Annotated in this window: 13 protein-coding genes; 6 read left to right on the top strand and 7 right to left on the bottom strand. The window is 68.4% G+C overall.

Annotated elements, in window-relative coordinates:
* Positions 1-56 precede the first annotated feature (56 nt).
* Positions 57-593 (top strand): DUF6611 family protein, encoded by a 537-nt coding sequence (locus tag ACXMYJ_RS12315; protein ID WP_460356455.1) that lies wholly within the window; start codon positions 57-59, stop codon positions 591-593.
* On the opposite strand, the gene ACXMYJ_RS12310 is transcribed toward ACXMYJ_RS12315, so the two are convergent.
* Together ACXMYJ_RS12310 and ACXMYJ_RS12305 are read right to left on the bottom strand one after the other, a co-directional pair.
* Positions 590-1,444 carry an ABC transporter permease gene (locus ACXMYJ_RS12310; protein ID WP_260755089.1) on the bottom strand — a complete coding sequence of 285 codons (855 nt, stop codon included), beginning with the start codon at positions 1,442-1,444 and terminating at the stop codon, positions 590-592. The genes ACXMYJ_RS12315 and ACXMYJ_RS12310 overlap by 4 nt on opposite strands.
* A complete protein-coding gene (locus tag ACXMYJ_RS12305) occupies positions 1,441-2,427 on the bottom strand; it encodes an ATP-binding cassette domain-containing protein (protein ID WP_460356452.1) in 987 nt (328 codons plus the stop codon). Before ACXMYJ_RS12305 ends, ACXMYJ_RS12310 begins: the two co-directional genes overlap by 4 nt.
* 53 nt (positions 2,428-2,480) lie before the next feature.
* Between ACXMYJ_RS12305 and ACXMYJ_RS12300 the strand changes: the two genes are divergently transcribed.
* Positions 2,481-3,911, top strand: a complete 1,431-nt coding sequence (locus ACXMYJ_RS12300) for a lipase maturation factor family protein (protein ID WP_460356449.1) — start codon at positions 2,481-2,483, stop codon at positions 3,909-3,911.
* A gap of 58 nt (positions 3,912-3,969) precedes the next feature.
* Here ACXMYJ_RS12300 and ACXMYJ_RS12295 read toward each other — a convergent pair whose 3' ends face one another.
* From ACXMYJ_RS12295 to ACXMYJ_RS12275, 5 genes are all read right to left on the bottom strand, one after another.
* The gene (locus tag ACXMYJ_RS12295; protein ID WP_443186919.1) at positions 3,970-5,604 is read right to left on the bottom strand and encodes a fatty acyl-AMP ligase; all 1,635 of its coding nucleotides are present in this window, start codon (positions 5,602-5,604) and stop codon (positions 3,970-3,972) included.
* 307 nt (positions 5,605-5,911) lie between these two features.
* Positions 5,912-6,880, bottom strand: a complete 969-nt coding sequence (locus ACXMYJ_RS12290) for a 4-(cytidine 5'-diphospho)-2-C-methyl-D-erythritol kinase (protein WP_460356446.1) — start codon at positions 6,878-6,880, stop codon at positions 5,912-5,914.
* A 133-nt stretch (positions 6,881-7,013) separates the two neighbouring features.
* Positions 7,014-7,967: a 16S rRNA (adenine(1518)-N(6)/adenine(1519)-N(6))-dimethyltransferase RsmA gene (rsmA, locus tag ACXMYJ_RS12285; protein ID WP_460356443.1), complete on the bottom strand. Its 954-nt coding sequence runs from the start codon at positions 7,965-7,967 to the stop codon at positions 7,014-7,016.
* The gene (locus tag ACXMYJ_RS12280; protein WP_460356441.1) at positions 7,964-9,091 is read right to left on the bottom strand and encodes a transglycosylase family protein; all 1,128 of its coding nucleotides are present in this window, start codon (positions 9,089-9,091) and stop codon (positions 7,964-7,966) included. The genes rsmA and ACXMYJ_RS12280 overlap by 4 nt, the downstream gene beginning before the upstream one ends.
* An 83-nt stretch (positions 9,092-9,174) precedes the next feature.
* On the bottom strand, positions 9,175-10,026 hold the full coding sequence (locus ACXMYJ_RS12275) for a TatD family hydrolase (RefSeq protein WP_460356439.1): 852 nt from the start codon (positions 10,024-10,026) through the stop codon (positions 9,175-9,177).
* Between the two features lie 17 nt (positions 10,027-10,043).
* On the opposite strand from ACXMYJ_RS12275, the gene metG reads away from it, so the two are divergent.
* The 4 genes from metG (at position 10,044) to ACXMYJ_RS12255 (ending at position 15,082) form a co-directional block, all read left to right on the top strand.
* Positions 10,044-11,579, top strand: coding sequence for a methionine--tRNA ligase (gene metG, locus ACXMYJ_RS12270; protein ID WP_460356437.1), 1,536 nt, complete (start codon positions 10,044-10,046; stop codon positions 11,577-11,579).
* A 3-nt stretch (positions 11,580-11,582) separates the two neighbouring features.
* A complete protein-coding gene (gene gdhA, locus ACXMYJ_RS12265) occupies positions 11,583-12,932 on the top strand; it encodes an NADP-specific glutamate dehydrogenase (protein ID WP_260755098.1) in 1,350 nt (449 codons plus the stop codon).
* 87 nt (positions 12,933-13,019) lie between these two features.
* On the top strand, positions 13,020-14,189 hold the full coding sequence (locus ACXMYJ_RS12260) for an NAD(P)/FAD-dependent oxidoreductase (RefSeq protein ID WP_460356435.1): 1,170 nt from the start codon (positions 13,020-13,022) through the stop codon (positions 14,187-14,189).
* A complete protein-coding gene (locus ACXMYJ_RS12255; RefSeq protein WP_460356432.1) occupies positions 14,186-15,082 on the top strand; it encodes an RNA polymerase sigma-70 factor in 897 nt (298 codons plus the stop codon). The genes ACXMYJ_RS12260 and ACXMYJ_RS12255 overlap by 4 nt, the downstream gene beginning before the upstream one ends.
* Positions 15,083-15,086 lie beyond the last annotated feature (4 nt).

Genomic DNA, 15,086 nt, shown 5'->3' with positions numbered 1-15,086 from the left:
CGGGAAACGGGGCGGTCCGGACGGTTCCCGCCGAGCTGAGCGGGTAGACCGCAGATGTGAACCGCACCGGCTCCGGGCGACTGCGCCGAGTCCGCGATCGTCTGCTTCTCGGGGACTGCCGCTGGGGCTCGCTGACGGTCCGGCCGGACCGCACCGGCATGATCCGCTACCGGATGGCCGTGTATCCGCCGGGGATCACCGATAGCGAGCGCGCCGCACTGCGCATCGCCCTCGGCTGGCAGGTATGGGCCCCGGCGCTGTGGCTCACCTGCCAGATCACTTTGACCCACGCTCTCGGACCGGGGCAGGCACTGGCGGTCTCGACGGCGCTGACGGTGTCCGCCGCGGTTGTCGCGATGATGCGCGTCGGAACGCAGCGCACGCGGGTCCGCGCGGTGACCGTCGCGGTGCGGGCCGGCTACCCCTGCCCCGAGGCGCGGCAGGCCCGCGATCGGCTACTCGCGCTGGCCGACGAGCTGATGGACGCCGACCGGCAGTTACAACAGGGCCTGATCACGCCGGCCGCCCACGAGTCGGTGTGGTGGCGTGTCTATCAGCGGCTGGCCGACGAGGCGATTGACGCCTCGGGTTAACCGCCGGTCCGGCGTTTGTAGGCATACAGCGCGAACGGCGCGAAGATCGCGGTCAACGCCAGCGACCACAGGATCGTCGCCAGCACCGGATGGTGCAGCGGCAGTTGCGCACTCGCCGGCGCCGGCCCACCGTTGCCCCACAGCTCCCGCATCGCCTGCGCCAGCGACGAGACCGGGTTCCATTCGGCGATCACGCGAAGCCAGTGCGGCATCGGCTCGGTCGGCACGAACGTGTTGGCCAGGAACGTCACCGGGAACAACGCCGTGAACATCACGCCGTTGACCGCCTCCACGGTGCGCATCAACGAGCCGATCAGGATGCCGAACCAGATCATCCCGAAACCGAACAGCAGCAGCAGCGCGAACGCCAGCACGGCTTCGCCGGCGCCGTTGCGGATCCGCCAGCCGATCGCCAGCCCGGTCAGCGCCATCACGACCACGCCCAGTGACGAGTGGATGACGCTGGCGATGCTGCGGCCTATCAGCACCGAGGAGCGGGAGATGGGCAGCGAGCGGAAGCGGTCGATGATCCCCTTCTCGACGTCGGCGGTGATCCCGGAGGCGACGACGAACGCCGAGAACACGATGGTCTGCGCCTGGATGCCCGGCAGCAGGAACTCCCGGTACGACGCGCCGCCGGTGTTGGTGATCGACGCACCGAACACGAACGCGAACAGCAACACGAACATGATCGGCTGGGCGGTCACGTCGCTGAGCATCTCGGGCATCCGCTTGGTGTGGATCATGTTGCGCTTCACCATGATCCAGGACTGCTGCGCCAGATTGGTGGGCCGGATGGGCACCGGTTGCGGACGCACCGGCGTCTGCGGCTTGCTGTCGAGGGCGGTCATGCGCCGATCTCCTCACTGTCTTCGGTGCGGTGCCCGGTCAACGTCAGGAACACGTCGTCGAGGCTGGGCCGGGACAATCCGATGTCGTCGACGGCGACGCCGCGGTCGCGCAGCAGACCCGCGACCCGGATCATGTCGTCGAGCCCGTCGGCCGCGGCGGTCAGCCGGCGCGCGCCGGCGTCGACGTACACCTCGGCACCACCCTGTCCCAGCAGCGTCCGGGCGTGCTCAAGATCGCCGCTGTCGGCGACGGTGACCACCAGGCTGGCCTGGCCTGCCTGCTGCTTGAGCTCCAACGGCGAGCCCTCGGCGATGATGCGGCCGCGGTCGATCACCACGATGTTGTCGGCGAGTTGGTCGGCCTCTTCCAGGTACTGGGTCGTCAGCAACAACGTGGTGCCCTGCGCGACGAGGCCGCGCAGGACGTCCCAGAGTTCGCTACGACTGCGCGGGTCCAGGCCCGTGGTGGGCTCATCGAGAAACAGCACCGGAGGCGACGCGAGCAGGGTGACCGCCAGGTCGAGCCGCCGGCGCATCCCGCCGGAGTAGGACTTCACCACCCGGTCGGCGGCGTCGCTGAGCGAGAACTGGTCAAGCAGTTGGCCCCCCAGCCGGTCGAGGTCCTTGCGCCGGATCCCGTAGAGGCCGCCGATCATCCGGATGTTCTCACGCCCGGTGAGCAGTTCGTCGACGGTGGCGACCTGACCGGTCAGTCCCATGTGGCGCCGCACCTCGTCGGGCTGGGTGCGCACGTCGTATCCGGCCACCCGGGCGGTGCCGCTGGTCGGTTCGGTCAGCGTCGTCATCATCCGCACAGTCGTGGTCTTGCCCGCGCCGTTGGGACCGAGCAGGCCCAACACGGTGCCCGGGGGCACCGCGAAGCTGACACCGGCCACGGCCGTCTCGGTGCCGAACCGCTTGACCAGGTCGATGGCCTCGATCGCCGATTCCATGCCCTCGACGGTATAGGCGCGCACCGACATCGAGCGAACGCTTTTGCTCCCCGCCGGGCGCCGCGGCGGCGTCTACTGGAGACGTGTCCGCGGAGTGGTTCGATGCGCCCGGGTACTGGTTGGCCCGGGAGGTGCTGCAGCGGGGTGTGGCACTGATCTATCTGATCGCGTTCGTGGGCGCCGCCCGCCAGTTCCGCGCCCTGATCGGTGCGCACGGGATGCTCCCGGTGCCGCGGTTCGTCGCGCAGGTGTCGTTCCGGGTCTCCCCAAGCCTGTTCCATCTCCACTACTCCGACCGCTTCTTCGCCGCGGTCTGCTGGAGCGGGGCCGCGGTGGCGGCGGCCCTGGTCGCGGGCGCCGATGACCTGGTGCCGCTGTGGGCGGCCACGCTGACGTGGCTGGCGCTGTGGGTGCTGTACCTGTCGATCGTCAACGTCGGGCAGCGCTGGTACGGATTCGGTTGGGAGTCCTTGTTGTTGGAGGCGGGTTTCCTGGCCATGCTGTTGGGCAATGACGACACGGCACCGCCACTGCTGACGCTGTGGCTGGCGCGCTGGCTGTTGTTCCGCGTGGAGTTCGGCGCCGGCCTGATCAAGATGCGCAGCGATCCGTGCTGGCGCGACCTGAGCTGCCTGGACTACCACCACGAGACGCAGCCGATGCCGGGTCCGCTGAGCTGGTTCTTCCACCACCTGCCCAAGCCGCTGCACCGTGTCGAGGTGGCGGGCAACCACGTCGCCCAGCTGATCGTGCCCTTCGCGTTGTTCGCTCCGCAACCGGTGGCGACGGTGGCTGCCGGGATCGTGATCGTCACGCAGTTGTGGCTGGTGCTGTCCGGGAACTTCGCCTGGCTGAACTGGTTGACGATCATCCTGGCGTTCAGCGCCGTGGACCAGACCGTGCTCGGCCGGGTGGTGCCGCTGCCCGCTCCCGCGACAGCACCCGGGCCGCCGGCGTGGTTCGTCGCCTTGGTGATCGCGGCCACCGTGCTGACCGCGGTGCTGAGCTACTGGCCGGTGCGCAACATGCTCGGACGCCGGCAGCGGATGAACGCGTCGTTCAACCCCTTTCACCTGGTGAACACCTACGGCGCGTTCGGCAGCATCGCGCGGGTCCGGTACGAGGTGATCATCGAAGGGACCGACGAGCCGGCGCCCGCGGAGCAGACGGTGTGGAAGGAGTACGGCTTCAAGGGAAAACCCGGCGATCCGCGCCGGATCCCCCGGCAGTGGGCGCCCTACCACCTTCGCCTGGACTGGCTGATGTGGTTCGCGGCGCTGTCACCGGCCTACGCGCAGGACTGGTTCCGGCCGCTGGTCGTGCGGCTGCTGCGCAACGATGCCGCGACGCTTCGCCTGCTCGGACACAATCCGTTTCCCGACGCGCCGCCGCGGTACATCCGGGCGCGGCTGTTCGAATACCGGTTCACGACGTGGCAGGAGCTGCGTGAGGAACGGCGGTGGTGGCACCGAACTCTGGTCGCTGAGTACCTGCCGCCGGTCGCCGCGCGGTGAGCGTGCGTGAAGTCGGCGAAACTGACGGCGTGTCGGCCGCAGACACGCACGCTCGCGGTTAGGTGACCAGCGAGACCGAGGTGGAGCGGCGCAGCTTGCCCGACGAGGTCTTGGGGATGCTGCCCGGCCCGAGCACCACGACGTTGCGCGGCCGGACGTCGACCTCGGCGACGACCTCGTGGGCCACCTGGTGCTCGATGCGGCGCACCTCGGCGGGGTCCTGCCAGTTGTTGGACTCCACCGCCACCGCGAAGGTCTCGCGGGAGTGCCCGGCATCCAGCCGCACCGCGACCGCACAGCCCGGGCGCACACCCTCGACGCGGCCGGCGGCGCGCTCGATGTCGGTCGGGTAGATGTTGCGGCCGGCCATGATGATGACGTCCTTGACGCGGCCGCACACCACCACGTTGCCGTCCTCGGTCAGGTAGCCGAGGTCGCCGGTGTCGTACCAGCCGTGCTCGTCCTGAGCCGGGATGAAGCCACCCATGGTCATGTAGCCCGGGGTGACGCACTCGCCGCGCAGCTCGATCACGCCGACCCCGCGGGGCGGCATCACGTTGCCGTGGTCGTCGATGACACGCGCCTCGAGGTCGGTCAGCAGCGGGCCGAGCTCGGCGAGTCGCTTGGTGTGGCCCTTGGTCGCCGGGACCGCGCGGCGCAGCGCGGCGAGCAGGTCGGCGTCGACCTCGTCGACGACAAGGCCCTTGCCGCACGGCGAGAACGACACCGCCAGTGTCGTCTCGGCCATCCCGTAGGCAGGCAGGATCGCACCCGGGTTCAGGCCGAACGGCTTACCGGCATCGAGCAGGTCCTCGACATCGGCAGGCTCGACGGGCTCGGCGCCGGACAGCGCGAAACGCAGCGTGGACAGATCGAACTCGCCCGGCTTGGCCTGGCGGCGCAACCGCTTGGCAAACAGCGCGTACGCGAAGTTCGGCGCCGCGGTCATGGTGCCCTTGTACTTGTCGATGAGCTTGGCCCAGAGCAGGGTGTCGCGCAGGAAGTCCATCGGCGTGACCTTGACCAGCTCGGCGCCGAAGTACATCGGGATGGTCAGGAAGCCGACCATGCCCATGTCGTGGAAGCAGGGCAGCCAGCTGACCATGACGTCCTTGTCGACGTCGTACTGCGCGCCGATGAACATGGCCTCGGCGTTGGAGTAGATGTTGCGGTGGGTGATCTGCACTGCTTTGGGAGATCCCGTCGAGCCGGACGTCAGCTGCATCAGCGCGAGATCGTCCTCGCCGACCTCGATCGGCTCGATCGGCTCGGATTCGAGCAGGTCGGTGACCGTGAGGACCTTGATGCCCTTCTCCTCGAGCACCGGGATCGCGACCAGGAACGGCTCGGACACGATGACGGCCTTGGCCTCGATCATGCCGATGACGTTCATGGTGTCCTCGGCCCAGACCACCAGGTCGGTGCGGGGAGTCGGCTGGTGCAGCATCGTCAGGCTGGCGCCGCGCATCCACAGCCCCTGCGCAGTGGGAGCGATCTCGACCGGGAAGCCCGCGAGCACCCCGACGGCGTCGCCGCGTCCCACGCCGGCCGCCGCCAGGCCGCCGGCGATGCGCTTGGCGCGTTCGTGGACCTCACCCCAGGTGTGCCGGACCGGCTCGTGCGGCTCGCCGGTGACCATGCCCCGCCCGGTGGTGTGGGCGCTGCGGTACATCTTCTCGGTGAATCTGCTCACGACGACCTCCTCGCCGACATCTGCCCCGGTGCACATGCCCGTTTGCCATGCTCCGCCTGTTGAGCGGCCTTTTCGCGGAGGCGCGCAAACATTTGGGGAGCGGTTGTGTCTCGAATCGGTGATGTTGCGCAAGCGCGGTCGGATGCCGCACCGACACCGGTCCGCGGCCCGCCGGTCAGACCGGAGGGGTAAACCGATGCGTCCCTTGCTCGACCGCTGTCACTCACCGTCGCTCATCTTAAGCAACCCTTAAGTAACTGCCAAACGAGCGCGCGTATTGAGGGATGTGTCACACCTGATTGCGATCTCAACCAGCGGCGGACGGACTCGGCACCACCCGGGCGCCGTGCACCGGCCCCGTGGCCACCCGCACGGTGCGGCAGACCCCCGCCCCGGCGAGTTCGGTGCCCACGTCGACGGCCGCGCCGGCCGTCGCGCACAGGAACGCGCACGTCGGTCCGGATCCCGACACCACGCCCGCCAGGGCGCCGGCCTCGGCACCGGCCCGCAGTGTGCGGCGCAACCCCGGATCCAGGCTCAGCGCGGCCGGCTGTAGGTCGTTGCCCAACAGCGGGGCCAGCTCGGTGGGATCGCCGGAGGCGAGCGCGGCGAGCACCGGCTCGGGTGACTCCAGCCGGGGCGGCAACGCGCGGCCCTGCTCGGCGCGGAGCCGGTCGGTCTCGGCGAACACCCTCGCGGTGGACAGGCCGCCCGGCGAGAACGCCAGGACCCAATGGAACGTGTTGCGCGCCAGCACGGTCGCCAGCTCTTCGCCCCGCCCGGTGCCCAGCGCCGTGCCGCCGTGCAACGCGAACGGGACGTCGCTGCCCAGACGGGCGGCCAGCGCGTGCAGGTCGCGCCGGGGAACGCCGAGCTCCCACAGCGCGTTCATCGCCACCAGCACCGCGGCCGCGTCCGCACTGCCGCCCGCCATGCCGCCGGCGACGGGGATCGTCTTCTCGATCGATATCGCGACGTCCGGGGCGCGACCCACGTGCTCGGCCATCAGTTCGGCGGCCCGCCAGGCGAGATTTCGGTGATCGGTCGGCAGCGCGTCGGCCCCCTCGCCGGAGATCTCCAGCGACAGCACGTCGGCGGCACGCACGGTGACCTCGTCGAGCAGCGAGACCGCATGGAAAACCGTGGTCAGCTCGTGGTAGCCGTCGTCTCGGCGATCCCCGACATCGAGGTACAGGTTGACCTTGCCCGGCACCCGGACCGTGACGGAACCCGTAGGGACCCGGTCGAATGCCGTATTACCGTCACGCGCGGACACTGCACGAACACTAACGAAAAAGAACGACCCCGGCGCACGGCAGGGGTCGTTCTGGGTGTCCTGCGCGCGCCGAAACCGCGCCCGGTGCGGCGCTCACATGGATTTGACCGCGTGGAACGTGATTCAGCGGGGGTCAGGCCGTCGGGACTTCGGCGTCCTTCTCGGCCGTGTCGACGTCCTCGGCCATGTCCTCGGCCGAGGCCATCGCCGACTTGGGCACCACGTGCCAGTCCGCGGAGCGCTGCAGCAACCGGACGAAGTCGTTGATGCTCAGCGTCTCCCCCCGGCGGGACGGATCGATGCTGGCGGCGAGCAGGCGGCTGGCCGACTCGTTGCCGGATCCGGCCCACTCGGCGAACGCGTTGCGGGACGTCTTGCGGCGTTGGGCGAACGCCACATCGATGAGCTCGAAGACCTGCTCGCGGAACTCGGCGTCGGTCGGCCACGGCGAGGTCTCGTAGCGGTCGATACGCACCAGGCCCGAGTACACGCGCGGGATCGGCCAGAACACCGTCGGCGACACCATGCCGTAGCGGCGGACGTTGCCGAAGAACCGGACCTTCGCGCTGGGCACCCCGTAGTCCTTGCCGCCGGGCTCGGCCGCGAGCCGCTCGGCGACCTCGGCCTGCACCATCACCATGACAGTGCGGATCGACGGGAACTCGGCGAGCAGGTGCAGCAGCGCCGGCACCGCCACGTTGTACGGAAGGTTGGCAACCAGCGCGGTCGGCATCTCGGTCATGTCCGACTGCTTGAACGTCAAAATGTCCCGGTTCAGCACGGTCAGCCGGTTTGCCTCGCTGTGCGAGTGGGCGGCGATCGTGGTCGGAAGCTGAGTGGCCAGCACCGGATCGATCTCGACGGCGGTGACCTTCGCGCCGCGATCCAGCAACGCCAAAGTCAGCGAGCCGAGTCCGGGGCCGACCTCGAGCACGTGGTCCGACCGGTTGACACTGGACGCTGACACGATACGGCGCACGGTGTTGGCGTCGTGCACGAAGTTCTGTCCGAAGGACTTGCGTGGCCGGAAGTCGATCGACTTAGCCAGATGCCGTATTTCAGTTCGTCCGAGCAGTCGTATTGTCACGACGCACCGATCCTCCCACTACACGTGGGCCACGCCCCCCAACCTTGGCGCGCCCGGGTTACCTCAGCAATCGCGATCTGCTCTTCTCTTGTTGCCAGATCTGCCCGCTGAGCATACCTCAGACCACCGTTGCGCTCCCATGTGTTTTGATCAAATTGGACTCCACCGAAATAGCCATTGCCGGTATTGATGGACCAATTACCTCCGGCTTCGCAGCGCGCCAGGGCGTCCCAGGTGTGTCCGTTGCTCACCGGCGGCACCTCGGTGCCCGGTTTCGCGCCGACTCTCAGCACACCATCGCGAGCCGGAGCGATCACGACATTGGCTACTGGCAATCTGCCGGTTTCCACCCCGTTGACCGTCGCGACCGCGAACGTCACGTCCTGGACGCCAGGAGCACCCGGATCCTCGACGATCTGCCGGCTCATGTTCAGCGTCACGTCTTCGACGCGCTGGTTGTTCGGAACCAGCGGCAGCCGCTCGGTCATCTTGGCAATGCGCACCCGGGTGACTTTGACAACCATCCCGTCCTCCAGCGGCGCCGACGCCGCCGGGAACACGGTATCGCTTTGCTGAAGCGGCACTCCGGCGGCGTCCAGCAGGGCGGCCACGGTGGGCGCCGCCAGGCGCACCGAGCGAAGCGCTCCGCCGTCGTCGATTTGCACGTTTTTGGGGCTCACGACCGGAAGTGCCATGCCGTCCAGCGGAAGCCGGCTGCCGCGCGAGGCCGCCACCGGCGCCTTGTCGGTCATCTCCAGCTGGGTCAGCGCCTCGTCGACGGTCGACGCCGTCGTCCACACCTGCTCGGTGCCTCCACCGTCGGTGGAGATCTCCAGCGGCCGGCTGCGACGCAGCACGATGGTGTCGGCCTGGTGGACGGGCGTCTCGGCCGCCGGGTACAGGTCGTCCCGCTCGCCGACGTCGAATCCGTTCTCGGTCACCACGTCGATGACCCGCGACTTCATCGTCGGCACCGACATCGACACCCCGTCGACGGTCAGCGTGACCGTCTTGTGCGTGACCACCGCGGTCGCGCCGGCGAAGATCAAGGCCAGCAAAGTCACCGCGACCAGAGCCCGCATCAACGGCGAGCGCGTCTGGTGGAGTTTTATCAATGCATTCAAAATGTCGTCTATCCCCGACTTTGGCATCACGGACGGCTCAAGCGGCCGACCCGCGTTTCGTCACAAGACGGTAACGAAAAGGTCTAGGACCAGCAACTCGCCAGGCCGTACACCCGTTTCGCCGTAACGGAAGTCTGCTCCGCGATCGCCTCGGCCGACCGGCCGACCACGTCGGCCAGCGCTCGCACAGTGTAGGGCAGGCAGTAGGGCTCGTTCGGCGCGCCGCGGAACGGATGCGGGGTCAGAAACGGTGCGTCCGTCTCGACCAGCAGCTGCTCGGGCGGAATCAGCGCGGCGGCTTCCCGCAGGTCACGGGCATTCTTGAAGCTGACCGTGCCGGACAGGCTGAGCACCCAGCCCTGGTCGACGCAGGTGCGGGCCATTGCGGCGCCGGACGAGAAACAGTGGAAGATCACAGTCTCGGGCGCCCCCTCGGCGCGCAATACGTCGAGCACGGCGGCGTCGGCGTCGCGGTTGTGGATCATCAGCGGCTTGCCGGTGCGCTTGGCCAGGTCGATGTGCCACGCGAACGCCTCGCGCTGCTCGGCGGGCTCGGCGCAGCCGTCCAACCGGCCCGGCCAGTACAAGTCCATCCCGGTCTCCCCCACCGCGACCACGCGCGGACGCGCGGCAAGACGCTCGATCACGGTGCGAGCCTCGTCGGTCAGCGCGTTGGCCCGGGTCGGATGCAGCGCCACCGCGGCGTACACCCGCGGGTCCCAGTCCGTCGCGTCGGCGGCCCACCGCGCCGCTTCCAGGTCATCGGCGATGGTCACGACGGCCTGCACCCCCGCCGAGGCGGCGCGGTCCAGGATGGCGCGCACGTCGTCGCCATTTCTGGCGCCGCAGGCGTCCAGATGGGTGTGAGCGTCGATCAGCGGGGTGAGGGGCTCCGGGATCGGCGGCGGCTCTCGCTTGGCACTCACGGCCCACACTCTAGGGTGAACCCCAAATGAGTCAGCCCTACTACATCACGACGGCGATCGCGTACCCCAACGGCGATCCGCACGTCGGACACGCCTACGAATACGTCGCCACCGACGCGATCGCCCGCTTCAAGCGGCTCGACGGCTTCGACGTCCGGTTCCTGACCGGCACCGATGTGCACGGGCTCAAGATGGCCGAGACCGCGGCCAAGCTGGGGATCCCCACCGCCGAACTGGCACGCGGCAACTCCGATGTGTTCCAGCGGCTTCAAGAGAAACTGAACATCTCCTTCGATCGGTTCATCCGCACCAGCGACGCCGACCACTACGCAGCGTCCAAGGCGATCTGGACCCGCATGGTCGACGCGGGCGACGTCTACCTCGACAAGTACTCCGGCTGGTACTCGGTGCGTGACGAACGCTTCTTCACCGAGGCCGAGACCACGGTGGGTGAGGACGGCGTCCGGGTCGCCACCGAGACCGGCGCTCCGGTGACCTGGACCGAAGAGGAGACCTATTTCTTCCGGCTGTCGGCCTACACCGACCGGCTGCTGGCCCACTATCAGGCGCACCCGGAGTTCATCGAGCCCGAGGTGCGGCGCAACGAGGTGGTCAGCTTCGTCTCCGGCGGGCTGCGCGACCTGTCGATCTCGCGGACCACGTTCGACTGGGGTGTGCCGGTGCCCGACCACCCCGACCACGTCATGTACGTGTGGGTGGACGCGCTGACCAACTATCTGACCGGCGTCGGTTTCCCCGACACCGAGTCGGCGGACTTCCGGCGGTACTGGCCGGCCGATCTGCACATGATCGGCAAGGACATCATCCGGTTCCACACCGTGTACTGGCCCGCGTTCTTGATGTCGGCGGGCATCGAGTTACCGAAAAAGGTGTTCGCACACGGCTTTCTGTTCAACCGCGGCGAGAAGATGAGCAAGTCCGTCGGCAACGTCGTCGACCCGACCGATCTGGTCGACACGTTCGGGGTGGACCAGCTGCGGTACTTCCTGCTGCGCGAGGTGCCGTTCGGGCAGGACGGCAGCTACAGCGAGGAAGGCATCATCTCGCGGATCAACGCCGACCTGGCCAACGAGTTCGGCAACCTGGCACAGCGCTCGCTGTCGATGGTGGCCAAGAATCTCGACGGCGTGGTGCCCCAGCCCGGCGCGTTCACCGCCGAGGACTCCGAGATGCTCGCCGCGGCCGACGCGCTGCTCGAACGTGTCCGCGGTCATTTCGAGGCGACGGCGATGCACCTTGCACTGGAGGCGATCTGGTCGGTGCTGGGCGCGGCCAACCGGTACTTCTCCGCGCAGGAGCCGTGGGTGCTGCGCAAGACCGACCCGGACCGGTTCGCGACCGTGCTCTACACGACCTTGGAGGTGGTGCGCATCGCCGCGCTCCTGAGCCAGCCCGTGATGCCCGCCTCGACGGCCAGACTGCTCGACCTGCTGGGCCGGCCCGCGGACCAGCGCTCCTTCGACACCATCGCGACGCGGCTGGCACCGGGCACCGCCCTGCCCGCTCCGTCCGGTGTTTTCCCTCGCTACCAGGTGGACTGAGAGTTGACTGACCTTCACGAAAAACTGCAAGACATCTATGACGAAGTGGCCCAACGCAATCCGGGTGAGGCCGAGTTCCACCAGGCCGTCTACGAGGTGCTCGGCAGCCTCGGCCCGGTGGTCGAGAAGCACTCGGACTACGTCGATTCGGCGGTGATCCGGCGACTGTGCGAACCGGAGCGCCAGATCATCTTCCGGGTGCCCTGGATCGACGACAGAGGCGTGGTGCAGATCAACCGCGGCTTCCGGGTGGAGTTCAACTCCGCGCTCGGACCGTTCAAGGGCGGCTTGCGTTTCCATCCGTCGGTGTACCTGGGCATCGTGAAGTTCCTCGGCTTCGAGCAGATCTTCAAGAACTCCCTGACCGGTATGCCGATCGGCGGCGGTAAGGGCGGCTCGGACTTCGACCCGAAGGGCCGCAGCGACGGCGAGGTGATGCGGTTCTGCCAGTCGTTCATGACCGAGCTGTACCGGCATCTCGGCGAGTACACCGACGTGCCGGCCGGTGACACCGGCGTCGGCACGCGCGAGATCGGCTACATGTTCGGGCAGTACAAGCGCATCACCAACCGCTACGAGTCCGGGGTGTTCACCGGCAAGGGCATGACCTGGGGCGGCTCCCAGGTACGCACCGAGGCCACCGGTTACGGCACGGTGTTCTTCATCAACGAGATCCTCAAAGCCTCCGGCGACACGTTCGAGGGTAAGAACGTCGTGGTGTCCGGTTCGGGCAACGTCGCGATCTACGCGATCGAGAAGGTCCACGAGCTCGGCGGCACCGTGGTGGCGTGCTCGGACTCCAGCGGCTATGTCGTCGACGAGAAGGGCATCGACCTCGAGCTGCTCAAAGAGGTCAAAGAGGTGCGCCGCGGCCGGATGTCGGACTATGCGGAGCTGCGCGGTGGCGGGGCGAGGGCAGTGGAGAACCGCAACGTGTGGGAGGTGCCCTGCGACATCGCGATCCCGTGCGCCACCCAGAACGAGATCAACGGTGACGAAGCCGCCGCGCTGATCAAAAACGGCTGCCGCATCGTCGCCGAGGGCGCGAACATGCCGTGCTCGCCCCACGCGATCAAACAGTTCTCCGACGCCGGGGCGGTCTTCGCACCCGGCAAGGCCGCCAACGCGGGCGGGGTGGCGACCAGCGCGCTGGAGATGCAGCAGAACGCATCGCGCGACTCGTGGACCTTCGCCGACACCGAGCAGCGGCTCGAGCAGATCATGCGCCGCATCCACCACCGTTGCCTGGTCACCGCCGACGAGTACGGCCAACCCGGCAACTATGTCGTCGGCGCCAACATCGCCGGGTTCATCCGGGTGGCCGACGCGATGTTGGCGCTGGGTCTGGTTTAGTGATCTGCGCCACATAGTGCGGCCACATGTCACAGATCGGCGCCGCGCGGTGTCTTGAGGGCACAAGCCCCGTCGAGAGGAGACACCATGACCGCACCGCAGACCCACGTGATCGTGCTGGGAGGCGGCTACGCCGGCGTGATGGCAGCCAACCGGTTGATGTCACGTGACGACATCCGGGTGACCCTGGTCAACCCCCGGCCGCAGTTCGTCGAGCGCATCCGGCTGCACCAGCTCGCCGCCGGAAACGACGACGCCGTCGAGGATTTCCGCGCGGTCCTCAACACCGGCGTGCAGCTGGTGGTCGACACCGCTGACCGCATCGATGCGACCGCCCGCCAGGTGTCCCTCGGATCCGGCGGCACGCTGGACTACGACTACGTGGTGTATGCCCTCGGCAGCACCGGCGACGTGCCTGCCGCCGTACCCGGCGCCGCCGAATTCGCTTATCCGCTGGGCGAATTAGAGCAGGCCACCCGGTTGCGTGAGCGGCTGGCGGATGTGGCGACCCCTGCGCCGATCGTGGTGGTCGGCGGTGGGCTCACCGGAATAGAAGCGGCCTCGGAATTTGCCGAAGGGGGCCGTCGCGTGACCTTGGTCAGCCCGGTGGTGGGCCCGTCGCTGAGCCGGGCCGGACAGCGCTCGGTGGGCAAGCGGCTGCGCAGGCTCGGGGTGATTACCGTGGCGTCCTCCGTCGTCTCCGTCGGCGCCGACCATGTGGCGTTGGCCGACGGCACCTCGGTACCGAGCGCGGTGACGGTGTGGACCGCCGGTTTCGGTGTGCCCGGCTTGGCCGCGGCCAGCGGTCTGACGACCGACCGGGTAGGCCGCGTGATCACCGACGAGACATTGACCAGCGTCGACGACGACCGCATCGTGGCGGCCGGCGACGCCGCGGCGCCGTCGGGGTTGCCGTACCGGATGAGCTGCCAGGCAGGGCTGCCGCTGGGCGCACAGGCCGCCGACACCGTGCTGGCCAGGATCGCGCGAACCGCGCCCGCCGACGCCACCGTGCCGATGAGCGGCCAGTGCATCAGCCTGGGTCGCGGCGCGGGCACCGTGCAGCTGCAGTACAAGGATGACACCCCGGTGAACCTGTACATCGGCGGGCGCGCGGGCGCGTTCGTCAAGGAGCAGGTGTGCCGGTTCACACTGAAATGGCTTGGCGCCGAAGCGCGTAAGCCCGGCTCCTACCGCTCGCTGAAGGGCCCGGACCGCTCCGCGCTGATCGCCGCCGAGGCGGTGCCCGTCCGATGACAACCACCCCGGGTTACGAACACGCCGAACGGTTCACGCATCTGCGTCCGCTGCTGTTCACCATCGCCTACGAGATCCTGGGCAGCGCTACGGAATCCGACGACGTGCTGCAGGAAAGCTATCTGCGTTGGGCCGAGGTCGACCTGTCCCGGGTCGCCGACACCAAGGCCTACCTCGCCCAGCTCGTCACCCGGCAGGCGCTCAACGCGCTGCGCGCACAGTCCCGGCGGCGGGAGGAGTACGTAGGCCCGTGGCTGCCGGAACCTCTTCTCACAGAAGCGGATCCGTCTGCGGACGTGGTACTTGCCGAATCGGTGTCGATGGCGATGCTGGTGGTGCTGGAGACGCTGAGTCCGGACGAGCGCGCGGTGTTCGTGCTGCGCGAGGTGTTCGGATTCGAACATGAAGAGATCGCCGCGGCGCTCGGGAAGTCGGCCGCCGCGGTCCGGCAGATGGCCCACCGCGCCCGCGAACACGTGCAGTCGAGGCGCAAGCGGTTCGAGCCCGTCGACCCGCAACTGTCCGCCGAGATCACCACGAAGTTCTTCTCCGCCGCCGCCACCGGCGACCTCGACGGCCTCCTGACGATGCTCGCGCCGGACGTGGTGTGGACCGCCGACAGCGACGGCAAGGTCAGCGCGGCCCGCAGGCCGGTGGCCGGCGCTGACCGGGTGGCCCGGTTGATCCTGGGCTTCGTCCGGCTCGCCGGGACCGAGGGCCGGGTCGAGCCGGCGATCTACAACAGCGCGCCCGCGCTGGTGCTCTACCTCGGCGACAACCTCGAGGGCGTGGTGACGTTCGAGGTGGTCGACGGCCGGATCACGAACTTCTACGCGATGCGCAACCCGGAGAAGTTGGCGGGCGTGATGGTGCCCCGCCAGATCAGCCGATAATGAC

Source organism: Mycobacterium sp. ZZG (genome assembly GCF_054786995.1).
The sequence above is the reverse complement of the archived record's forward strand: the minus strand, read 5'-3'. Positions and strand labels throughout refer to the sequence as shown.

Bases quoted from the DNA above. Each gene is read 5' to 3' on its own strand.
- ACXMYJ_RS12260 (WP_460356435.1), top strand. From the start codon at position 13,020: ATGACCGCACCGCAGACCCACGTGATCGTGCTGGGAGGCGGCTACGCC.
- ACXMYJ_RS12255 (WP_460356432.1), top strand. From the start codon at position 14,186: ATGACAACCACCCCGGGTTACGAACACGCCGAACGGTTCACGCATCTG.
- metG (WP_460356437.1), top strand. From the start codon at position 10,044: ATGAGTCAGCCCTACTACATCACGACGGCGATCGCGTACCCCAACGGC.
- ACXMYJ_RS12305 (WP_460356452.1), bottom strand. From the start codon at position 2,427: ATGTCGGTGCGCGCCTATACCGTCGAGGGCATGGAATCGGCGATCGAG.
- ACXMYJ_RS12310 (WP_260755089.1), bottom strand. From the start codon at position 1,444: ATGACCGCCCTCGACAGCAAGCCGCAGACGCCGGTGCGTCCGCAACCG.